The sequence below is a fragment of the Azospirillum isscasi genome (assembly GCF_030849505.1).
GTDB lineage: Bacteria > Pseudomonadota > Alphaproteobacteria > Azospirillales > Azospirillaceae > Azospirillum > Azospirillum isscasi.
This window is the reverse complement of record NZ_JAUJFI010000051.1, coordinates 14,511-34,261: the sequence shown is the minus strand read 5'-3', so window position 1 is coordinate 34,261 and position 19,751 is coordinate 14,511. Positions and strand designations below refer to the sequence as shown.

The window sequence follows — 19,751 nt, the reverse complement described above, 5'->3', positions numbered from 1 at the left end:
GGCGGGCGGGGGGAGGGGGGGGGGCTGGACCTGACGGCGAGCCGCCGGTTGCAACTTGCAGCGGAATCGTCGGGTGTGACGGGAATCCTGTTGCAGAATGCGTCGCGCAATGCCGCCCGCCGCTCCGCGGCGAGCGCCGCGGTCACCCGCTGGCGGATCGCGCCGGCCCCCAGCCAGCCGGAGGAGCCGGGCGTGGGCGACCCGCGCTGGCGCGCCGAACTGGAGCGCTGCCGGGGCGGGCGTCCGGGGGCGTGGCTCCTGGAATGGCGCGATGGCGCCCTTCTTCCGGCAAGGAACCCGGTTCGAGCCGTGCCCACTCCGGCCCGGCGTCCGGCTCCGGCGGAGCGAAGCGGACAAGCCTGGGCCGAGGTGGCGTGATGCGGACGGATGGACGGGCGGAGACGTCGCTTATGCGACAGCCGCCTGTCGGGTTTCCGTCAGTAGTTGGTGGCCCAATCGGGCAGCGGGCGCGGGGTCTCGCCGTCCTGTTCGGCCTCGGGAGGAAAGGGCGTGTCGTCCGCGTAGAGCGGCAATTGCCGGGCGAATTCCGCCGATTGCTCGGCCCGGCGTTGCTCCAGCAAGCGGGCGGCCAAATGAGCGGGCAGCATGGCAAGCCTCCTTCTGAGCGTCGGGAGAGCCTGGAGAGCGGTCCTGTCGGCCCGCCTTCGGCCCAACCCGTCCTGTGTGTCTGGACGCTATCATGCAAGGTCCAGGCCTCTAAGTGATGCAGATCACCCGTTATGCAAAGTTTAATGCCGCAGTTTTCTTTTCCGGGCCGGTTTCTTTTTCCGGGCGGGCGGCCCATAGTCCCCGCCGTCCCGTTTTCCGCGGAATGTTCCTTCTCCGAGACCGATCATGCACGCCGAACCCTGCCCCACCTGCCTAAAACCTGTGCATCTGTGCGTCTGCGAGGCGGTGGAACCGATCGACAACGCCGTCTTCCTGCTCATCCTCCAGCACCCGCAGGAAAAGCGCGAGACGCTGGGCACCGCGCAGATCGCCCACCTCCAATTCAAGAACTCCGCCCTGAAGGTGGGGCTGAGCTGGTCGAACCTGAAGCGCATCCTGGGGCGCGAGGTCGATTACAAGCGCTGGGGCGTGCTCTACCTCGGCCCGGTGAAGCAGGGCGCCAGCCCCCTGCCGGAGGTCGCCGTGGTGGACAAGGGCGGCAACCCCCAGAAGGACAGCGATCTGGTGCTGGGCGACCTGGAGGGCGTCATCGTCCTGGACGGCACCTGGAGCCAGGCCAAGACGCTGTGGTGGCGCAACCCGTGGCTCCTGAAGTGCCGCCGCATCGTGCTGAACCCGCATTTCCGCTCCCTCTACGGGCAGGCCCGCAAGGAACCGCGGCGCGACAGCGTCTCGACGCTGGAGGCCGCCGCCTTCCTGCTGTCGCGGCTGGAGGCCGAGCCGGCGGTCCTCGACCGCGCGCTGAAGCCCTTCTCGTTGCTTTTGAAGAAGCTGCGCGCCCCGCGCCCGCGCCCCGTGCCGCCGCCCCGCGCCGAGGCGGCGGAGCCGGCTCCGGAGAACGATCAGGCGGAATGACCGCCGCCCTTTCCGGGTAAGCCTCTCTCGACCGGGGCGGCCGTGGCAACCAATGCGCTCTTGCGCTGTTGGGGATTGCATCGGCCGTTCCGGCCTCAACCGAGGGAGCGATCCATGAAGGGCGTGTTGCTGTGGCTTGTCGGGATTCCCATTCCGATCATTCTTCTGCTGTACCTGTTCAACGTTCTCTGATTGAGATCCTCCGATCTGCTTGACGGCGCGGACCGGCGGCGCCACATGCGGACCGCGCCGCCCTCCGCGCGCAAGGCAAGAGACGAGGATCATGGCCCGCGATTTCGTTCCTTTCGGATTGACCGTCTGCGGCATCGAGGAGCTGAACGGCTTCTGCGAGGCCGGCGTGACCCACGTCCTGTCGATCCTCGATCCCGGCCACCCGGAGCCGACCGCCTTCGGCGCCTATGGCGAGCACAGGCGGCTGGAGCTGCGCTTCCACGACATCATCGACCCCTACATGGGCCAGACCCTGCCGCAGCGCGGGGACGTGGAGCGCATCCTGGCCTTCGGGCGCGACCTGATGGCCGAGCCGGCGGGGGTGGGCGGCCTGCTGGTGCATTGCCACGCCGGCATTTCGCGCTCGACCGCCGCCCTGACCATGATCCTGGCCCAGGCCAGCCCCGACCGCCCCGCCGCGGAGGCGCTGGCCGCCGTCGTGAACATCCGCCACAAGGCGTGGCCCAACCTGCGCATGATCGAGTTCGCCGACGACATCCTGGGCCGCCGGGGCGAACTGGTCGCCGCCGTCAGGGCCCGCCACGTCACCTATGGCCGGGAGCGGCCCGATCTGGTCCAGTTCCTGATCGAGAACGGGCGCGTGCGCGAGGTCGCGGACCTGATCGACTGACCGGTTGGACCGGCCCTTTCCTCACCGGAAATTCCGGCCCTCCGGGAAGACCGCGGCGGCGGAGGTTTTGGGGAGCGCGCCGGGGTCGGTCAGGTCGCGCAGGCGGTGGGTCAGGTCGGTCAGCCGCTCGACGCGCAGGTGGATGACCTCGCCGCCTTCGGGGTTGGGCTTGCCGTTGCGCTCCACCCGCCCGGTGGCGGCCATCAGGCGGGCGCCGAGGATCGTCTTGCGGAAGGTCTCGAACACGTCCGGCATGATGACGAGGTTGGCGATGCCGGTCTCGTCCTCCAGCGTGATGAAGACCACGCCGTCCGCGCTGCCGGGCCGCTGCCGGACCAGCGCCAGCCCCGCCACGGTCAGCCGCGTGCCGGCCCGCACCCTGCCCAGCCGTTCCGCCGGTGCCACCCCGGTGAAGCCGTCCCGCAGCAGCGCCATGGGGTGCGCCTTCAGCGACAGGCACAGGCTGCGGTAGTCCATCACCACATGCTCGCCCAGCGCCATGGCGGGCAGAAGGGCCTCCGGCTCCTCCTGGGCGGAGTCGGCGAGGCCGGCGAACAGCGGCAGCGGCTGGTCCCCCAGCGCCTTCACCGCCCACAGCGCGGCCCGCCGGTCCAGCCCGGCGGAGCGGAAGGCGTCGGCCGTGGCCAGCCGTTCCAGCGCCGCGACCGGCATCCGCGCCCGCCGCCACAGGTCGTAGGGATCGCGGTAGCCCGCCCCGCGGCACAGCGCGAGCCGGCGGGCGTCCTCCTCGTCCATCCCCCGGACGAGCCGCAGGCCGAGCCGCAGGGCGTGCCTTATCCCCTCTCCCGGGGCGGGGGAGGGCGACAACAGCTCCAGCGTGCAGTCCCAATCGGAGGCGTTCACGTCCGGGGGCAGGATGATCACCCCGTGCTCGCGGGCGTCGCGGACGATCTGGGCGGGGGCGTAGAAGCCCATGGGCTGGCTGTTCAGCAGCGCCGCGGCGAAGACGTCCGGATGGTGGCGCTTCATCCAGGCCGACACATAGGCCAGCAGGGCGAAGCTCGCCGCGTGGCTTTCGGGGAAGCCGTACTCGCCGAACCCCTCGATCTGCTGGAAGCAGCGCTCCGCGAAGGCACGGTCGTAGCCGTTGGCGACCATGCCCTCGATGAAGCGGTCGCGGAAAAGCTGGACCTGCCCGGTCTTGCGGAAGGTCGCCATGGCGCGGCGCAGCCGGTCGGCGTCCTCCGGGCTGAAGCCGGCGCCGACGATGGCGATCTTCATCGCCTGCTCCTGGAACAGCGGCACGCCCAGCGTCTTCCTCAGCACCCCTTCCAAAGCCTCGGAGGGGAAATGCACCGGCTCCTCACCGCTGCGGCGGCGCAGATAGGGGTGGACCATGCCGCCCTGGATCGGGCCGGGGCGCACGATGGCGACCTGGATCACCAGATCGTAGAAGGTCTTGGGGCGCAGGCGGGGCAGCATGGACATCTGCGCCCGGCTTTCCACCTGGAAGACGCCCAGGCTGTCGGCCCGGCACAGCATGTCGTAGGTCGCCGGGTCCTCCTGCGGCACCGCCGCCAGCGTCAGGCCGCGCCCGTAATGGTGCTTCAGCAGATCGAAGCCGCGGCGCAGGCAGGTCAGCATCCCCAGCGCCAGCACGTCCACCTTCAGGATGCCCAGAGCGTCGATGTCGTCCTTGTCCCACTCGATGGTGGTGCGGTCCGCCATGGCGGCGTTGGCGACGGGGCACAGCTCGCTCAGGGGGCCGCGGGTGATGACGAAGCCGCCGACATGCTGCGACAGGTGGCGGGGGAAGCCGATCAGCTCCTGCGCCAGCTCCAGCGTCCGGCGGAGCCGCGGATCGTCGGGGTCGAAGCCGTATTGCCGGGCGCGCTCCTCGTCCACGCCGTGGCGGCTCCAGCCCCAGACGGAGCCGGACAGCCGCGCCACCAGATCGGCGGACAGGCCCATGGCCTTGCCGACCTCGCGGATGGCGCCGCGGGCGCGGTAGCGGATGACGGTGGCGGTCAGCCCGGCCCGGTCGCGCCCGTACTTCTTGTAGATGTACTGGATGACCTCCTCGCGCCGCTCATGCTCGAAATCCACGTCGATGTCCGGCGGCTCGTTGCGGGCGGCGGAGATGAAGCGCTCGAACAGCAGGTCGATGACGACGGGATCGACCGCCGTGATGCCCAGGCAATAGCAGACGACCGAATTGGCCGCCGAGCCGCGGCCCTGGCACAGGATGTCCTGCGAGCGGGCGTAGCGCACGATGTCGTGCACCGTCAGGAAATAGGGCGCGTAGCCCAACTGCCCGATCAGCGCCAATTCGCGGTGCAGGGCCTTCGTCACCGTCTCCGGCACGCCGTCCGGGTAGCGGCGGGCGGCCCCGGTCCAGGTCAGGGCGGTCAGCGTCTCCTGCGGGCTGCGCCCGTCCTCCGCCACCTCGTCCGGGTATTCGTAGCGCAGCTCCTCCAGCGAGAAGCGGCAGGCGTCGGCGATCTCCACCGTGCGGGCGACGGCCCGGGGGTGGCGGTGGAACAGGCGGGCCATCTCCACCCCGGCCTTCAGGTGCCGCTCGGCGTTGGCGGACAGGCGCCAGCCCGCCCCATCAGGACCGGTGCCGTCGATGGTGGTGCCGGTGCGGATGCAGGTCATCACATCGGCCAGCGGGCGGCGGGCGGGGGAGTGGTAGAGCACGTCGTTGGTCGCCACCAGCGGCACCCGCTCCGCCTCCGCCAGCCCGGCCAGCCAGGACAGCCGCCGCTGGTCGTCGCCGCGGTAGCGGTGGCTGGCGGCGAGGTGCAGGCGGCTCCCCAACTCGTTGCGCCAGCCGCGCAGCGCGTGGACGAAGGCGGGGTCGCGGTGGTCGGGCGGCACCAGCAGGAACAGCATCCCCTCGGCATGCTCCAGCACGTCCCGGCGGGCGATGAAGCAGGCGCCCTTGGGCGCCCGCCGCTTGCCCAGCGTCAGCAGCCGCGACAGCCGCGCGTAGGCCGCCCGGTCGGTGGGGTAGGCGAGCAGGCTGTCCGCGTCGGTCAGGTCCAGCCGGCAGCCGACGATCAGCCGCAGTCCATGCTTGCGTGCGGCGGCGTGCGCCTGCACCACCCCGGCCAGCGAATTGCGGTCGGTCACCGCGATGGCGGCGTGGCCGAGCGCGGCGGCGGTCAGCGCCAGCTCGTCCGGGTGGGACGCGCCTTCCAGGAAGGTGAAGCTGCTGGAAACCTGGAGTTCGGCGTAGGGAGTCATGGCGGGACGGGCCGTGGGGAGGTGCGGGCGCCGGGCCCCTCTCCTGACCTCCCCCCACTTCGCGGGGGGAGGAACTTAAGCCCTCCCCCGCCGAAGGTGGGGGAGGAGTGGGTGGGGGCCCAACGCGACACGCCCATCCGCCGCGACACCCTCATCCGAAAAATCCATGCAGGAACCACAGCGCCGTCACGCCGGGCCGGTACAGCCCCTGGCGGAAGACCCAGAAGCGGCGGCCCGCCTCGTCCTCGACGCGGTAATAGTCGCGGGGCTCGCCGTCCCGGCGCCACCATTCGGCCTCGATCCGCTCCGGTCCGTCGGCGTGGCGGACGCGGTGAAGGGCGCCGCGCCAGCGGAACATCACCGGCGGGTCGTCGGGAACCGGGGCCATGGCCTCGATGGGGTCCGGCGGGGCGAGCAGCCGCACCGGCCGCGGGCGGTCGGCGGGCCACAGCGAACCGCCGGTGGTGCTGGTCAAGACCGGGGCGAAGACCGGGGCGGGGGCCACGCTGCGCTCCGGCAGCCAGCTTTGCCGCGGGACCAGCCGCAGCACCGCCCGCTCCCCCAGCCGGTTGTTCAGCCGGTCCACCAGCTCGCCCAGCGCCGCATCCCCGTCCGCGGCGCCGTCCAGGGATGCTTGGGCGGCGGCGAGAGGCCCGGCCTCGGTGGCCGACAGCACCATCAGTTCCAGGCCGGGGCCGGGCTCCACGCGGTCCAATTTCTGGGCGAACAGGCGCATCAGGGGGTCCGGACGGCGCACCGGGCGGCCGGTGCCGATGGCGAGCGTCTGGGGCGCGTCCTCCAGCCGGCGGTCCACCCGGTGCAGCTCCAGCAGCAGCCGGCGCGCCCCCTCGCCGCTGGCCTCCAGCCTGGCGCAGAGGGCGGCCAGCAGGTGGCGCAGGGCTTCGGCGATGGACTCGGCGGTGGCGATCGGCTCGGCCAGGGCGAGGCGGACGCAGTGCGGCGGCACCGGCAGGCGGGGGGACAGCGGTTCGTCCAGCCGCCCGAACGCCTGGTCGAGCCGCCGCAGAACCTCCGGCCCGAAGCGGGCGGCCAGCGTGGCGCGGGGGATGGCGTGGAGGTCTCCGATCCGCCGCAGCCCCACCGCGGCCAGCCCGTCCACCGTGGCGGGAGGAAGGCGGAGGGCGGCGACGGGGAGGGTTGGAAAGGGGGACTCCGCACCGAACCGCGCCAGCGCCCAGGCCGCGGCCGGCGTGTCCGCCACCGCCAGCCGCGACTCGAAACCCGCCGCACCCAGCCGGGCGCTCAGGTCGGCGGCCATCGCCTCCTCCCCGCCGAACAGATGGGCACAGCCGGTGATGTCCAGCGCCACGCCGTCCGGGCCGTCCGGGGTGGCCCAGGGGGTGTAGCGCGTGCACCAGCCGGCGATCCGCTCCAGCAGGCGGGCGTCCGACTCGGGCGCGGCGTCGAAGACGGCCAGGGCGGGTTCGATGGCGCGGGCATCGGCCAGACTCATGGCGGGCAGCACCCCGGCCTCCTCCGCGGCGCGGTTGACGGCGGCCACGCCCAGCCGCCCGCGCTCCGCCAGGATGGCGGCCAGGGGGTGCCCGCTCCGCTCCGGGTGGCGCCGGCTGTAGGCGTCGGTGGGCAGCCGCGGCAGCCACAGGGACAGGATGCGCCGCGCCGTCCGTCCCGCCATGCCCGCTCTCCCTTCGCTCATCGTTTCGGTTCGAACAAAACAAGAACATTCTAGCGGCAAACAGCGGCGGTTGGGAGTCCCCATTGAGACCTCCCCAAGAAGAGGGCTTGTCCCACCCCCGCGGGGCACGACATGGTTGGTATGACCCCGATCCGTCCATCCGCCGCGCTTTTGCCCATCGCCGCTGCGCTCGCCGCCCTTTCGCTGGGGGCCTGCGCGACGGAGACGCGCGACGACATGCCGGGGCGCGCCCAGGCCAAGCCCCCGGTGTCCGCGCAAAGCAGTGAACTGAAGACGCTGCGCCAGATCCAGGCGGAGGAGAACGCCCGTCCGTCCACCGCGCCGCAACCGCCGCCCGCCCCGCCGCAAAAGCTGTCCGATGCGTCGCAGGCGCCCGGCCAACCGCCCAACCCGCCGCCGGTCCGCCGCCGCGGCAGTTCCTCCCCGCCACCGCCGCCCATCGACCAGCCGGCCACGCCCGGCCTGCCGGCGCCCGGCTCCACCCAGGGGCTGACCGACCGCGCCAAGCGCGACCTGATGAGCCCGGAGGTGGACCGGCTGCGCACGGAGGACGCCATGGGCCGGCTCGACCCGCTGCAGCAGCGCGAGCTGTTCCGCAAGCAGCAGGACCTCCGCCAGTACGGCCCCGGTCCCCTGGGTTATTGACGCCTCCGGCCCTGGTCACTTGACCCCACCCCGCGCAGCGGCCATACCGGCCCGGTGCCCCGAAAAGGGGACGGCGGAAAAGGGGTGGGGGATGGTGGCGATCCGGTCGGTTCTTCTGGCGGTCCTGCTGGCCGGAGTCGGTGCCGGCGCCGGGGCGGCGCCCGCGCTGGCGCGGATGACGGTGACCGGCCCGTTCGGCACCGGCCTGACCGAGCCCGTGTGGGTGTTGCAGCATCTCCTGGGCTTCCTCGTCATCGGGCTGTGGAGCGGGCAGAACGGCGGCGCCTCCGTCTGGCAGCTTCCGGTGGCGGCCCTGACGGCGGTGCTGTCCGCCGGGCTGGCCGCGCAGATCGGCATCCGGCTGCCCTACGCCGCGGAAGGTCTGTCGGCGTCGCTGATCCTGATGGGCGGGCTGGTCGCCGCCGGGCTGCGGGCGCCGCTGGCGCTGGGGGTGCTGACGGTCGCCGCGGCGGGGGCCTTCCACGGCTATGTGCATATGGGCGGGCCGCTGTTCTGGGCCGGCCTGTCGTCCGGCGTGCTGCTGGTCATCTGCGCCGGGCTGGGCCTGTCGGCGGCGCTGGGGCAGGCGGCGTCGGGGCGCGTGGTGCAAATGTGTGGCGGCGCGGTTGCACTCGCCGGGGTTCTTGATCTGGCGGGCGTCTTTTAGGCCCCTCGCGCCTTGAAAATGACCGAGTGCGGGTATTCTTGTAGAGGCGTGTCCAACAGACGCCGCCCATAGGCCCACGCCGCCGGAGCGGCCGGCCAGACGAAAAGGTGGACCCGCCGGTGCCGCGCGCAGCAGCCAACCCCCGCCTTTCCCCCAGCCGCCGTCACGTTCTGGCCGGTGCCGCGGGCGCCGCCCTGTCGGGCGTCCTGCCACGGGGGGCATGGGCGCAGGACATCCGCTATTTCCGGATCGGCACGGGCACCACGTCGGGCACCTATTTCCCGATCGGCGGGCTGATCGCCAACGCCATTTCCAACCCGCCCGGCTCCCGTCCCTGCGAGCGCGGGGGAAGCTGCGGCGTGCCGGGGCTGATCGCGGTGGCGCAGGCCACGCTCGGCTCCGTGGAGAACATCGAGTTGCTGCGCTCCGGCGCGGTGGAGGCCGGCATGTCCCAGGCCGACATCGCCTATTGGGCCTACACCGGTTCCGGCATCTTCCACGGCAAGGCGCCGTTCGAGGGGTTGCGTTCCATCGGCATGCTCTACGCGGAGGCGGTCCAGCTCGTCGTGCGCGCCGACAGCGACCTGCACGGCGTGGCCGACCTGAAGGGCAAGGCCGTGTCGCTGGGGGAGGAGGGGTCCGGCGTGCTGGTGGAGGCGCGGGCGATCCTCGACGCCTTCGGCGTGAAGGAGGCGGAGCTGCGGCCCCCGGCCTATCTGAAGCCCGGCACCGCGGCGGACCGGCTGGCCAAGGGGGAGCTGGACGCCTTCTTCATGGTCGGCGGCTTTCCGGTGTCGGCGGTCACCGACGTGGCGAACCGCGAGCCGATCCGCCTGATCCCGCTGGACGGCGAGACCGCCGACCGGCTGCGCGCCAGCCAGCGCTTCTACATGACCCAGACCATCCCCGCCGAGACCTACCCCGGCGTGCCCGACACGCAGACGCTCGGCGTGGGGGCGGAACTGCTGGTCCGCGCCGACCGCGACCCGGCCCTGATCCATGGGGTCACCAAGGCCCTGTGGCACGAAAACACCCGCCGCCTGCTGATCGAGGGCCACCCCAAGGGGCGCAGCTTCGACCCGACGAAGGCGGTCGCCAACGTCTCCATCCCGCTGCATCCGGGGGCCGAGCGCTATTACCGCGAGGTCGGGCTGATCGGCAACGCCGCCAACGAGCCGACGGCGGGGCCGTCGCCCTGACGCCCCGCCGACATCCGGCCCTGACGGTCTACGAGGGGCTTCGCTCGTCCGCGTAGATGTCCCACGGCTCGGCCTTGGCGGCCTCCACCCACTCCTTCATGGCCGGCAGGTCCATCACCGCCTGCGCGTAGTCGGCGCAAGGCCCGTCCATCGCGACCCCGTAGGTGAGGAAGCGCGTCACCACCGGCGCGTACATGGCGTCGGCGATGGAGAAATCCCCGAACAGGAAGGGGCCGCCCGCCCCGAAGCGGGCGCGCGTGTCGCGCCACAGGGCGAAGACGCGGGCGATGTCGGCCCCGCTTTCCGCGTTGTGGCCCACGCCGGGGCGGAACGCCTTCAGATCCATGGACATGTGGGTGCGCAGGGCGGCGAAGCCCGAATGCATCTCCGCCGAGACCGACCGCGCCACCGCGCGGGCGTGGGCGTCCGTGGGCCAGAGCGCGGCGTCGGGGAACCTCTCCGCCACATACTCGCAGATCGCCAGCGAATCCCAGATCACCCGGTCGCCGTCCCGCAGGCAGGGCACCCGGCCCGTGGGCGAATGCTCCGCGATGCGGGCCGCGGTGTCGGGCTGGCGCAGCGGGATGACGATCTCCCGGAACGGCTGGCCGGTCCGCTTCAGCGCCAGCCAGGGCCGCAGCGACCAGGAAGAGAATGCCTTGTTGCCGATGACCAGCGTCAGATCGCCCATTGATGTGCCTCGGTCGAGAAGGGAAGGGGTGGAGCATGCCTGCCCCGCGCCTTTGCGGCAAGCCAGCCCGCAATCCCTCTTTTCAGGGGCGTCCCACCGCGCCATCCTTCCGGTCTGGATTCCGTTTCTGACGAAGGACGCCCGTCTTGCTCGCCACCCTGCTCGCCACGGCCGGCACCGGTACCGTGACCATCACCCCGCTGACCAAGGCCGGCCTCGCCACCTGGCTGGAAGGCCAGCCGCCCGCCACCGCGGCCTGGGTGAAGGCCGTGAACTTCACGGCGGAGGCCGGCGCGACGGCCTTCCTGCCGGGGGAGGGCGGGGCCATCGCCCGCGTGCTGGCCGGCGTGTCGGCGCTGGACGACCTGTGGGGCCTCGCCGGGCTGCCCGCGAGCCTGCCGCCGGGGAACTACCGGCTGGACGAGGCGGTGGACGCCGCGCTGGACCGCCGCGCCGCCACCCGTGTGGCGCTGGGCTGGGCGCTCGGCAGCTACCGGTTCGGGCGCTACAAGGCGTCGGAGAAGTCCTTCGCCAACCTCGTCTGGCCCAGGCACGCCGACCAGGGCGAGGTGCAGCGCACCGCCACCGCGACCACTTTGCTGCGCGATCTCGTCAACACCCCGGCCAACGACCTCGGCCCGGCGGAACTGGCCGCCGCCGCCGCCGCGCTGGCCTCGGAGTTCGAAGCCGGGCTGGACGTCATCGTCGGCGACGGGCTGCTCGACCGCGACTATCCGGCCATCCACGCCGTGGGCCGTGCCAGCCCGCGGGCGCCGCGGCTGATCGACCTGCGCTGGGGCAACCCGACGCACCCGAAGGTGACCATCGTCGGCAAGGGCGTCTGCTTCGACAGCGGCGGCCTGGACATCAAGCCGTCGTCGGGCATGCTGCTGATGAAGAAGGACATGGGCGGCGCCGCGCACGCGCTGGCGCTGGGCCGCATGGTGATGATGGCGGGGCTGCCGGTGCGGCTGCGCGTGCTGGTGCCGGCGGTGGAGAACGTGATCTCCGGCAACGCCTTCAAGCCGTTGGACGTGCTGAAGACGCGCAAGGGTCTGACCGTGGAGGTCGGCAACACCGACGCCGAGGGCCGCCTGATCCTGTGCGACGCGCTGGCCGAGGCGGATTCGGAGAAGCCCGCCCTGCTGATCGACTTCGCCACCCTGACCGGGGCCGCCCGCGTCGCGCTGGGGCCGGACCTGCCGGCGCTGTTCGCCAACGACGACGCTCTGGCCGCCGACCTGCTGGCCGCGGGCGAGGAGCAGAGCGACCCGCTGTGGCGCCTGCCGCTGTGGGCGCCCTACCGCAAGGGGCTGGACAGCAAGGTGGCCGACCTCAACAACGTGACCAGCAACGGCATGGCCGGGGCGATCACCGCCGGGCTGTTCCTTCAGGAGTTCGTGTCGAAGGACACGCCCTGGGCGCATCTGGACACCTTCGCCTGGAACGGCTCCGCCCGCCCGGGCCGCCCGGAAGGCGGCGAGGCGCTGGGCCTGCGCGCGGCCTATGCCGTCATCGCCAAGCGGTTCGGGTGATCGGTCGGTTCGGGTGATCGGTCGGTTCGGGTGACCGGCCGGTTCCTGGGATAGGACGGTCCGACGACCGATGTATGGTTAAAATTGTCACCCCCGCGGGCGTCGCGGGGGTGGCGTGGCGATTCGGAAAGGATTAAAACCTTCGGATACGACCGGTGGACTCGGGTGCCGGGCGGGTTTTTGGAGGCGGATTCATGGCGCTGAAGGTTCGTGAGGACTATCGCACCCTCACCGGTCCGGAGAAGGCGGCCATTCTGATGCTGGCGCTGGGCGAGGATCACTCGTCCAAGCTGTTCGCGATGATGGACGACGAGGAGATCAAGGAGCTGTCGCAGGTGATGGCGAACCTGGGCACGGTCTCCGCCAACCTCATCGAGCGCCTGTTCGTCGAATTCGCGGAGCAGATGTCGGCCACCGGCTCGCTGGTCGGCTCCTTCGACTCCACCGAACGCCTGCTGCTGAAGACGCTGCCCAAGGACAAGGTCGACTCCATCATGGAGGAGATCCGCGGTCCGGCGGGCCGCACCATGTGGGACAAGCTGGCCAACGTCAACGAATCGGTCCTGTCCAACTATCTGAAGAACGAATACCCGCAGACCGTGGCGGTGGTGCTGTCCAAGATCCGCCCCGAACATGCGGGCCGCGTGCTGACCCAGTTGCCGGAGAGCTTCGCGATGGAGGTCATCATGCGCATGCTGCGCATGGAGGCCGTGCAGAAGGAGGTTCTGGACGACGTGGAGCGCACGCTGCGCACCGAGTTCATGACCAACCTCGCCCGCACCAGCCGCCGCGACAGCCACGAGATGCTGGCGGAAATCTTCAACGGCCTGGACCGCACGACCGAGCACCGTTTCATGGCCGCCCTGGAGGAACGCAACCGCGACAGCGCCGAGCGCATCAAGTCGCTGATGTTCACCTTCGAGGATCTGTCGAAGCTCGACCCCTCCGGCGTCCAGGCCCTGCTGCGCAGCGTGGACAAGCAGAAGCTCGCCACCGCCCTGAAGGGCGCGTCGGAGACGCTGAAGGACCTGTTCTTCTCCAACATGTCGGAGCGTGCGGCGAAGATCCTGCGCGAGGACATGGCCGCGATGGGACCGGTCCGCGTCCGCGAGGTGGACGAATCCCAGATGTACATGGTCCAGCTTGCCAAGGATCTGGCGGCCCGCGGCGAGATCGTCATCTCCGAAGGCAGCGGCGAGAACGAGCTGATTTATTGATTTGCCTGCCTTCCTTTCACCTGCGGGTTCATTGGTCTGTGCTAATTATCAATCGAATTATTTCCTCAAAATATGGTGTGACAGCATATTTTGAGGAAATTTTCCGATCGGATGCGCTCTTTCCGTAGAGTTATTTATATGTCGCCCTATCTTCCGAGGACGACGCCATACCGGCCATCCATCGCCAGGACGGTTTTCGCTTCTATTTCTGCAGCCACGAACCCAACGAGCCGGCGCATGTTCATGTGGACCGGGGAGGGGCTTCGGTAAAAGTCTGGCTGACCCCCGATGTCGGTTGCAATCAATATGGGCCACTCGGCCAAGGATCTGGCCGACGTGCTGCGGATCGTGCGGGAGCATCGGGTGCGGTTCCTGGAGGAATGGCATGGCTTTTTCGGCACCCAAGGTTGACCTGCGCATCAAAGCCGTGTCGCTCGACGCCGAGCGGCTGACGGTCGATCTGATGGACGGGCGGTCCATCGCCGTGCCGCTCGCCTGGTATCTCCGATTGTTCGACGCCACACCGGAGCAACGCCGGAATTGGGAGATCGCCGGGGGTGGTTACGGCATCCACTGGCCCGATGTGGACGAGGATTTCAGCACCGAAGGGCTTCTGCGCGGGGCGCCCGCTCCCCGATCATCGCACTTTTCCGCGACGAACTGACCGATCAATCCGGTTGCGAAACGCTTGCCTGTCCGGGCCGGGTTGAGGGACACTCTGGCGCCGCGCGACCCTAGAGCGGGGGCCTTGGGGGCAAGGGACGCGGCACGCGGGGGGAAACATGGCACGGAATCTGAAAGCGCTCGGCCTGTGGCGCACGGCCTTGATCGCCAGCGTCCGGCAGGACGGTCCGGACTTGTCGGCGCGCCAGATGGCGATCATGCTCCAGGTCTATCTGACCGATCCGCCGCACACCGTGCGCGGGCTGGCGGCGACGCTGAACATCTCCAAACCCGCGGTCACCCGCGCGCTCGACCGGCTGTCGCTGCTCGGCTTCATCAAGCGCAAGCGTGACGCGGAGGACAAGCGCAGCGTGCTCGTCCAGCGCACCGTGAAGGGCAGCGTCTTCCTGTCCGACTTCGCCGAACTGGTCGTCGCGGCGGGCGCCGTGGCGCCGGAGGACATGGCCGTCATCCGCGCCGAGGAGGAGCTGGCCGCCGCCGCCAAGGCGCGGCTGGAGGCGCAACTGAACGCCTCCGGCACCCTGGCGGTGACCGCCTGACCGTCTACCGCCTGACCGCTCCGCTCAATAGCCCTGGCTGCGGTCCACGAGGTTCGGCAGCGGGCGCCCCTCGCGGAAGGCGGTGACCGCCTCCGCCACCACCGCGGCGGAGCGCGAGGGGTGGGTGATGGCGGCGACGTGCGGCGTCACATGGACCTTCGGGTGGGTCCAGAAGGGATGGCCGGCGGGCAGCGGCTCCTCCACGAACACGTCCAGGCTGGCCCCGGCGATGTGCCCGCTCTCCAGCGCCTCCAGCAGGTCGTCCTCCACCAGATGCCCGCCGCGGGCGGCGTTGACGACCACCGCCCCCCTGGGAAGCGCGGCGAACAGCTTGCGGTTCAGGATGCCGCGCGTCTCCGCGGTCAGCGGCAACAGGCAGACCAGCAGGTCGCACTGCCCCAGCATGGCCGCCAGCCCGTCGGGACCGGAGAAGCTCTCCACCCCCGCCACGCTCTTCGGCGTCCGGCTCCAGCCCAGCACGCGGTAGTCCATGCTCAGCAGCGTCTTCGCCGAGGCCATGCCCAGCTCGCCCAGGCCGAGGATGCCGACGCTCACCTCAGGCGCCGGACGGTGGTCCAGCGGCTCCCACCGCCCGGCCTGCTGGAGCGCCTTGTACTCCTCCAGAAGCCGGTGCCAGCGCAGCACCTGGAGCGCCACATAGCCGGCCATGTCCACGGTCAGCCCCTCCGACACCATGCGGACCAGCGGCACGTTCGGCAGGGTGGGGTCGAGCAGCAGGGATTCCACCCCGGCCCCCAGCGAGACGATCAGCTTCAGGTTGGGCAGGCTGGCGAGCAGACCGTGCGGCGGCTTCCACACCAGCGCCATCTCGATGTCCGCCGGGTCCCCCATCTCGGGCCACACCCGCACTTCCAGGCCGGGCAGGCGGGCGTCCAACTCGCTCAGCCAGCGGTCGGACCGGTCGGTGGTGGAGCAGAAAAGCAGCGTCACGGCGCAAACCCCTGTATTGTTGTCGTTCGTCGCTATCGTTCGTCGTCGAACCCTTCCGAGCCAACCGTGCCCCGTCTGATCCTTCTGAACAAGCCCTATGGCGTGCTGCCCCAGTTCACCGACGAGCAAGGGCGCCCGACGCTGGCCGACCATGTGCCGGTCAAGGGGGTCTACGCCGCCGGGCGGCTGGACCGCGACAGCGAAGGGCTGCTGGCGCTGAGCGACGACGGCGCGCTGATCGCCCGCATCGCGTCGCCCAAGCACAAGCTGCCCAAGACCTATTGGGTGCAGGTGGAAGGCATCCCGACCGAGGAGGCGTTGCAGCGCCTGCGCGACGGGGTGACGCTCAACGACGGCCCAACCCTGCCCGCCGAGGCCCGCCGGATGGAGGAGCCGGAAAACCTCTGGCCGCGTGACCCGCCCGTGCGCTTCCGCGCCGCCATCCCGACGAGCTGGATCGCGCTGACCCTGCGCGAAGGGCGGAACCGGCAGGTGCGCCGCATGACCGCCGCGGTCGGCTTCCCGACCCTGCGGCTGATCCGCTGGTCGATCGGCGATTGGGCGCTCGACGGTCTGGCGCCCGGCGCATGGCGGGAAGTGACGGTGCCCGGACGCGACTCCCCGAAGGCGCCACCGCCCAAACCGACGGCGAAGCGCCCGCGCGGCGCTACATCCGCACGGCGTCGGACTTGACCGCCTCCAGGTTCAAGGCGGCGGCGAGCAGGGCGCGGGTGTAGTCCTCCCGCGGCTCCTCGAAGATGCGGCGGGTGGGCCCTTGCTCCACCACCTTGCCGTCCTTCATGACGATGACGTGGCTGCTGAGCGCCCGCACCACCCGCAGGTCGTGGCTGATGAAAAGGTAGGCGAGGTTGTTGCGCGCCTGGATGTCGCGCAGCAGATCCACGATCTGCGCCTGCACCGACATGTCGAGCGCGCTGGTCGGCTCGTCCAGCACGACGAATTTTGGCTTCAGCACCAGGGCGCGGGCGATGGCGATGCGCTGGCGCTGGCCGCCGGAGAATTCGTGGGGATAGCGGTGGCGGCTGGACGGGTCGAGCCCCACCTCCTCCAGCGCCTTCGCCACCATGGCGTCGCGTTCGGCGCCGGAGCCGATGCCGTGGATCTTCAGCCCCTCGCCGACGATCTGGCCGACCGACAGGCGCGGCGACAGGCTGCCGTAGGGGTCCTGGAAGACCACCTGCATCTCCCGCCGCAGTCCGCGCAGCTTCTTCGCCTGCCAGCCCTGGATGTCCTTGCCGTCGAAGCGGATGGCCCCCTCGCTGGCGTGCAGGCGCAGCAGGGCCAGCCCCAGCGTCGTCTTGCCGGAGCCGGATTCGCCCACCACCCCGACCGTGTGCCCCCGCCGCACGTTGACCGACACGCCGTCCACGGCGCGGACGTGATCGACGGTGCGGCGCAGCAGGCCCTTCTTGATGGGGAACCAGACCTTCAGGTTGTCGGCGGCCATGATCTCCTGCGCGTCGGCGGGCGGGGTCAGCGGGTTGCCCTTCGGCTCCGCGGCCAGGAGCTTCCGCGTGTAGGGGTGCTGCGGGCGGGCGAAGATGTCGGCCACGTCGGCCTGCTCGACGATCTCCCCCTGGTTCATCACGCAGACCCGGTCGGCCATCTTGCGCACCACGCCCAGGTCGTGGGTGATGAGAAGCAGCGCCATGCCGAAGCGGCTCTGGAGATCCTTCAGCAGCTCCAGGATCTGGGCCTGGATGGTGACGTCCAGCGCGGTGGTCGGCTCGTCGGCGATCAGCAGGTCCGGCTCGTTGGCGAGCGCCATGGCGATCATCACGCGCTGGCGCTGGCCGCCCGACAGCTCGTGCGGGTAGGCGTTCAGCCGCTTTTCCGGGTTGGGCAGCCCGACCAGCCGCAGCAGCTCCAGCGTGCGCTTGCGCGCGGCGGCGCGGGACAGGCCCTTGTGCAGGAACAGCGTCTCGTTGATCTGCCGCTCGATGCTGTGCAGCGGGTTCAGCGAGGTCATCGGCTCCTGGAAGATCATGGCGATGCGGTCGCCGCGCACGTCGCGCAAGGTCCGCTCCTCCGCCCCCACCAGTTCCGTCCCGCGGAAGCGGATGGAGCCGTGCGGGTGGCGGGCCATGGGGTAGGGCAGCAGTTGCAGGATCGACAGGGCGGTGACCGACTTGCCCGACCCGGACTCGCCGACCAGCGCCAGGGTTTCCCCCTTGGCGATGTCGAAGGACACCCCCTTCACCGCGTGCATCGTCCCGCCGCCCGAGCGGAACTCGACATGGAGGTTGCGGACCTGGAGGAGATCGTCGGTCGCGGTCATGGTTTCCATCCTAGGAAGCCGGCTTTCCGGCGAGCAATGCCGACAGCAGGGGGTGCGGCGTGGCGGAAAACGGGTTGACGACGGTCAGGCCGCGCCATGTGAAGCCTTCCTGCATGTCCTCCGACAGCATCAGGCGGCAGCCGGCCTCCGCAGCCACCGAGAGGACGACGCTGTCCCAGATCGACAGCCGATGAATGGCGGCCAGATCGACCGCCGCCATCATCACGGCGGCGGTCGTGTCCACCGGTTCGTAGAGATCGCACCAGGTCAGGATCGCGGTCCGCACCTCGGTTGCCGGGCGTTTGGCCTTGCCGGTCAGCACGCGGTACAGTTCCCCCAGAACCTGCGCCGGAAGAACGACATCCTCGGCGGGTATGGCGTCCAGCAGGCCGTGGACCATCGCCGGCTTGTGCGTGTCGGACGGTAGAAGGGCGACGCCTTCGGCATAGACGAGCAGATTCGTGTCGAGGGCGACGCGCATGCTCAATCCTCGTACAGATCGTCGCGGCTCCAGCGGTGGCCGACGATCTGCACAGGCTGGGCGCGCAGGCGTGCCATCAACGTCGCCTTGGCGGCGTCGGACAGCGCCCCCCCGCGTTTCGTCGGAACGATCCGGGCAACCGGCGTTCCGTGGGAGGTCACGACATAGCTGTGGCCTTCCTTCACGTTGCGGAGGATCTGCGAAAAATTCCGGTTGGCCTCGGCGGCGGAAACGGGTTCTTCCATCAGACTCACACTGAAGGTAGTGAATTTACCTACATGATGATTGGCGGGCGCCGCGCCGTCAAGAACGCCCCTCATTCCGCGGCCTTCTGCGCCACCGCCGCCGCTTCGTTGGCGGTCCCGGTGGCGGTGGAAAGCTGGCCGATGGTCTTGCGCGGGTCGAAGGCGTCGCGCACCGCCTCGCCGATGAAGATCAGCAGGCTCAGCATGACCGCCAGCACGAAGAAGGCGGTCAGGCCCAGCCAGGGCGCCTGGAGATTGGCCTTGCCCTGGGCCAGCAGTTCGCCCAGCGAAGGCGAGCCGGGCGGCAGGCCGAAGCCAAGGAAGTCCAGCGCCGTCAGGGTGGTGATCGAGCCGTTCAGGATGAAGGGCAGGAAGGTCAGCGTCGCCACCATCGCGTTGGGCAGCACATGGCGGACCATGATCGTCGCGTCGGTCGCGCCCAGAGCGCGGGCCGCCCGCACATAGTCGAAGTTGCGCGCCCGCAGGAACTCCGCCCGCACCACATGGACCAGCGAGGTCCAGGAGAACAGCAGAAGCAGCCCCAGCAGCCACCAGAAGTTCGGCGTCACCACGCTGGACAGGATGATCAGCAGGAACAGGGTGGGCAAGCCCTGCCAGATCTCGATGAAGCGCTGGAACAGCAGGTCGGTCACCCCGCCGAAATAGCCCTGCACCGCCCCCGCCATGATGCCGACGACCGAGGAGAAGGCGGTCAGCACCAGCCCGAACAGCACCGAGATGCGGAAGCCGTAGATCAGCCGCGCCACCACGTCGCGCCCCTGGTCGTCGGTGCCCAGCCAGTTGTCGGCGGACGGCGGGGCCGGGGCGGGGACCGGCAGGTTGTAGTTGATGGTGCGGTAGCCGTAGGGGATCGGCGGCCAGACGATCCAGCCCTTCTCCTCGATCAACTGGCGCACATAGGGGTCGCGATAGTCGGTCTCCGTTTCGAACTCGCCGCCGAAGGTGGTCTCCGGATAGGCGGTGAAGACGGGCCAGTAGAGCGCGTTGTCGTACTTGATCAGCAGGGGGCGGTCGTTCGCGATGAACTCGGCGCCCAGCGACAGGACGAACAGCACCAGAAAGATCCAGAAGGACCAGAAGCCCCGCCGGTTCGCCCGGAAGTTCGCCAGCCGCCGCCGGGTCAGCGGCGTCACGCGGAAGCCGAGGAAACGGTCGCCGGTCATGGGCGGTCCCCGCTGCCGGAGGGAGTTTCACCACAAAGGCACGAAGGACACGACGTTTCACAAAGGGCGTTCCGGCTGCCGCGGCCGCACTCCTTTGTGATCTTCGTGTCTTTGTGGTG

The 19,751-nt window shown here is 70.3% G+C and carries 20 protein-coding genes and 2 pseudogenes; 13 read left to right on the top strand and 9 right to left on the bottom strand.

The features are described 5' to 3' along the window. A pseudogene (locus QSG27_RS12660) lies at positions 1-378 on the top strand (ImuA family protein); the annotation flags it as partial. A 59-nt stretch (positions 379-437) separates the two neighbouring features. Here the strand turns inward: QSG27_RS12660 and QSG27_RS12655 are convergent. Beyond that, positions 438-608 (bottom strand): hypothetical protein, encoded by a 171-nt coding sequence (locus QSG27_RS12655; protein WP_306706635.1) that lies wholly within the window; start codon positions 606-608, stop codon positions 438-440. Between the two features lie 247 nt (positions 609-855). Between QSG27_RS12655 and QSG27_RS12650 the strand changes: the two genes are divergently transcribed. Both QSG27_RS12650 and QSG27_RS12645 read left to right on the top strand, forming a co-directional pair. Then, the gene (locus QSG27_RS12650; RefSeq protein ID WP_306706633.1) at positions 856-1,545 is read left to right on the top strand and encodes a tRNA-uridine aminocarboxypropyltransferase; all 690 of its coding nucleotides are present in this window, start codon (positions 856-858) and stop codon (positions 1,543-1,545) included. 283 nt (positions 1,546-1,828) lie between these two features. Beyond that, a complete protein-coding gene (locus QSG27_RS12645; RefSeq protein ID WP_306706631.1) occupies positions 1,829-2,407 on the top strand; it encodes a tyrosine phosphatase family protein in 579 nt (192 codons plus the stop codon). A 21-nt stretch (positions 2,408-2,428) separates the two neighbouring features. Here QSG27_RS12645 and QSG27_RS12640 read toward each other — a convergent pair whose 3' ends face one another. Further along, positions 2,429-5,617, bottom strand: coding sequence for an error-prone DNA polymerase (locus QSG27_RS12640; RefSeq protein ID WP_306706629.1), 3,189 nt, complete (start codon positions 5,615-5,617; stop codon positions 2,429-2,431). Between the two features lie 151 nt (positions 5,618-5,768). After that, positions 5,769-7,274: a Y-family DNA polymerase gene (locus QSG27_RS12635; RefSeq protein WP_306706627.1), complete on the bottom strand. Its 1,506-nt coding sequence runs from the start codon at positions 7,272-7,274 to the stop codon at positions 5,769-5,771. Between the two features lie 132 nt (positions 7,275-7,406). On the opposite strand from QSG27_RS12635, the gene QSG27_RS12630 reads away from it, so the two are divergent. The 3 genes from QSG27_RS12630 to QSG27_RS12620 all read left to right on the top strand — a co-directional run bounded on the left by QSG27_RS12630 (position 7,407) and on the right by QSG27_RS12620 (position 9,806). After that, positions 7,407-7,940, top strand: coding sequence for a hypothetical protein (locus tag QSG27_RS12630; RefSeq protein ID WP_306706625.1), 534 nt, complete (start codon positions 7,407-7,409; stop codon positions 7,938-7,940). Between the two features lie 91 nt (positions 7,941-8,031). Then, positions 8,032-8,607, top strand: a complete 576-nt coding sequence (locus tag QSG27_RS12625) for a HupE/UreJ family protein (RefSeq protein WP_306706623.1) — start codon at positions 8,032-8,034, stop codon at positions 8,605-8,607. A 119-nt stretch (positions 8,608-8,726) separates the two neighbouring features. Continuing rightward, positions 8,727-9,806: a TAXI family TRAP transporter solute-binding subunit gene (locus QSG27_RS12620; protein ID WP_306706621.1), complete on the top strand. Its 1,080-nt coding sequence runs from the start codon at positions 8,727-8,729 to the stop codon at positions 9,804-9,806. Positions 9,807-9,834: 28 nt separating this feature from the next. Here QSG27_RS12620 and QSG27_RS12615 read toward each other — a convergent pair whose 3' ends face one another. Next, on the bottom strand, positions 9,835-10,497 hold the full coding sequence (locus QSG27_RS12615) for a glutathione S-transferase family protein (protein WP_306706618.1): 663 nt from the start codon (positions 10,495-10,497) through the stop codon (positions 9,835-9,837). A gap of 146 nt (positions 10,498-10,643) precedes the next feature. Between QSG27_RS12615 and QSG27_RS12610 the strand changes: the two genes are divergently transcribed. The 6 genes and pseudogenes from QSG27_RS12610 (at position 10,644) to QSG27_RS12590 (ending at position 14,472) form a co-directional block, all read left to right on the top strand. Next, positions 10,644-12,032: a leucyl aminopeptidase family protein gene (locus QSG27_RS12610; protein WP_306706616.1), complete on the top strand. Its 1,389-nt coding sequence runs from the start codon at positions 10,644-10,646 to the stop codon at positions 12,030-12,032. Between the two features lie 194 nt (positions 12,033-12,226). Further along, positions 12,227-13,249 carry a flagellar motor switch protein FliG gene (gene fliG / locus QSG27_RS12605; protein WP_306706614.1) on the top strand — a complete coding sequence of 341 codons (1,023 nt, stop codon included), beginning with the start codon at positions 12,227-12,229 and terminating at the stop codon, positions 13,247-13,249. A 167-nt stretch (positions 13,250-13,416) separates the two neighbouring features. After that, positions 13,417-13,500: pseudogene (locus tag QSG27_RS29265) on the top strand (DUF4160 domain-containing protein); the annotation flags it as partial. Positions 13,501-13,537: 37 nt separating this feature from the next. Beyond that, on the top strand, positions 13,538-13,660 hold the full coding sequence (locus tag QSG27_RS12600) for a hypothetical protein (RefSeq protein WP_306706612.1): 123 nt from the start codon (positions 13,538-13,540) through the stop codon (positions 13,658-13,660). Beyond that, a complete protein-coding gene (locus QSG27_RS12595) occupies positions 13,635-13,913 on the top strand; it encodes a DUF2442 domain-containing protein (RefSeq protein WP_306706610.1) in 279 nt (92 codons plus the stop codon). The genes QSG27_RS12600 and QSG27_RS12595 overlap by 26 nt, the downstream gene beginning before the upstream one ends. Positions 13,914-14,031: 118 nt before the next feature. Next, the gene (locus QSG27_RS12590; RefSeq protein WP_306706608.1) at positions 14,032-14,472 is read left to right on the top strand and encodes a MarR family transcriptional regulator; all 441 of its coding nucleotides are present in this window, start codon (positions 14,032-14,034) and stop codon (positions 14,470-14,472) included. Positions 14,473-14,496: 24 nt separating this feature from the next. Here QSG27_RS12590 and QSG27_RS12585 read toward each other — a convergent pair whose 3' ends face one another. Next, positions 14,497-15,423 carry a 2-hydroxyacid dehydrogenase gene (locus tag QSG27_RS12585; RefSeq protein WP_306706606.1) on the bottom strand — a complete coding sequence of 309 codons (927 nt, stop codon included), beginning with the start codon at positions 15,421-15,423 and terminating at the stop codon, positions 14,497-14,499. Between the two features lie 66 nt (positions 15,424-15,489). Between QSG27_RS12585 and QSG27_RS12580 the strand changes: the two genes are divergently transcribed. Next, positions 15,490-16,116 carry a pseudouridine synthase gene (locus QSG27_RS12580; RefSeq protein ID WP_306706604.1) on the top strand — a complete coding sequence of 209 codons (627 nt, stop codon included), beginning with the start codon at positions 15,490-15,492 and terminating at the stop codon, positions 16,114-16,116. On the opposite strand, the gene QSG27_RS12575 is transcribed toward QSG27_RS12580, so the two are convergent. Genes QSG27_RS12575 through QSG27_RS12560 form a run of 4 tightly spaced genes read right to left on the bottom strand, consistent with a single transcriptional unit; the run spans position 16,091 to position 19,632 of the window. After that, positions 16,091-17,722: an ABC transporter ATP-binding protein gene (locus QSG27_RS12575; RefSeq protein WP_407653208.1), complete on the bottom strand. Its 1,632-nt coding sequence runs from the start codon at positions 17,720-17,722 to the stop codon at positions 16,091-16,093. The two genes, QSG27_RS12580 and QSG27_RS12575, sit on opposite strands and share 26 nt — an antisense overlap. A 10-nt stretch (positions 17,723-17,732) precedes the next feature. Further along, the gene (locus QSG27_RS12570) at positions 17,733-18,203 is read right to left on the bottom strand and encodes a PIN domain-containing protein (RefSeq protein ID WP_306706600.1); all 471 of its coding nucleotides are present in this window, start codon (positions 18,201-18,203) and stop codon (positions 17,733-17,735) included. 2 nt (positions 18,204-18,205) lie between these two features. Beyond that, positions 18,206-18,523, bottom strand: coding sequence for a type II toxin-antitoxin system Phd/YefM family antitoxin (locus tag QSG27_RS12565; protein WP_306706598.1), 318 nt, complete (start codon positions 18,521-18,523; stop codon positions 18,206-18,208). Then, on the bottom strand, positions 18,520-19,632 hold the full coding sequence (locus tag QSG27_RS12560) for an ABC transporter permease (protein WP_306706596.1): 1,113 nt from the start codon (positions 19,630-19,632) through the stop codon (positions 18,520-18,522). Before QSG27_RS12560 ends, QSG27_RS12565 begins: the two co-directional genes overlap by 4 nt. Between the last annotated feature and the right edge of the window lie 119 nt (positions 19,633-19,751).

Excerpts from the sequence above, each read along its gene's own strand:
- QSG27_RS12600 (WP_306706612.1), top strand. The coding sequence starts at position 13,538 with ATGTCGGTTGCAATCAATATGGGCCACTCGGCCAAGGATCTGGCCGAC.
- QSG27_RS12570 (WP_306706600.1), bottom strand. The coding sequence starts at position 18,203 with ATGCGCGTCGCCCTCGACACGAATCTGCTCGTCTATGCCGAAGGCGTC.
- QSG27_RS12650 (WP_306706633.1), top strand. The coding sequence starts at position 856 with ATGCACGCCGAACCCTGCCCCACCTGCCTAAAACCTGTGCATCTGTGC.
- QSG27_RS12655 (WP_306706635.1), bottom strand. The coding sequence starts at position 608 with ATGCTGCCCGCTCATTTGGCCGCCCGCTTGCTGGAGCAACGCCGGGCC.
- QSG27_RS12590 (WP_306706608.1), top strand. The coding sequence starts at position 14,032 with ATGGCACGGAATCTGAAAGCGCTCGGCCTGTGGCGCACGGCCTTGATC.
- QSG27_RS12615 (WP_306706618.1), bottom strand. The coding sequence starts at position 10,497 with ATGGGCGATCTGACGCTGGTCATCGGCAACAAGGCATTCTCTTCCTGG.
- QSG27_RS12640 (WP_306706629.1), bottom strand. The coding sequence starts at position 5,617 with ATGACTCCCTACGCCGAACTCCAGGTTTCCAGCAGCTTCACCTTCCTG.
- QSG27_RS12625 (WP_306706623.1), top strand. The coding sequence starts at position 8,032 with ATGGTGGCGATCCGGTCGGTTCTTCTGGCGGTCCTGCTGGCCGGAGTC.
- QSG27_RS12630 (WP_306706625.1), top strand. The coding sequence starts at position 7,407 with ATGGTTGGTATGACCCCGATCCGTCCATCCGCCGCGCTTTTGCCCATC.
- QSG27_RS12565 (WP_306706598.1), bottom strand. The coding sequence starts at position 18,523 with ATGAGGGGCGTTCTTGACGGCGCGGCGCCCGCCAATCATCATGTAGGT.
- QSG27_RS12635 (WP_306706627.1), bottom strand. The coding sequence starts at position 7,274 with ATGGCGGGACGGACGGCGCGGCGCATCCTGTCCCTGTGGCTGCCGCGG.
- fliG (WP_306706614.1), top strand. The coding sequence starts at position 12,227 with ATGGCGCTGAAGGTTCGTGAGGACTATCGCACCCTCACCGGTCCGGAG.
- QSG27_RS12575 (WP_407653208.1), bottom strand. The coding sequence starts at position 17,722 with ATGACCGCGACCGACGATCTCCTCCAGGTCCGCAACCTCCATGTCGAG.
- QSG27_RS12645 (WP_306706631.1), top strand. The coding sequence starts at position 1,829 with ATGGCCCGCGATTTCGTTCCTTTCGGATTGACCGTCTGCGGCATCGAG.
- QSG27_RS12560 (WP_306706596.1), bottom strand. The coding sequence starts at position 19,632 with ATGACCGGCGACCGTTTCCTCGGCTTCCGCGTGACGCCGCTGACCCGG.
- QSG27_RS12595 (WP_306706610.1), top strand. The coding sequence starts at position 13,635 with ATGGCTTTTTCGGCACCCAAGGTTGACCTGCGCATCAAAGCCGTGTCG.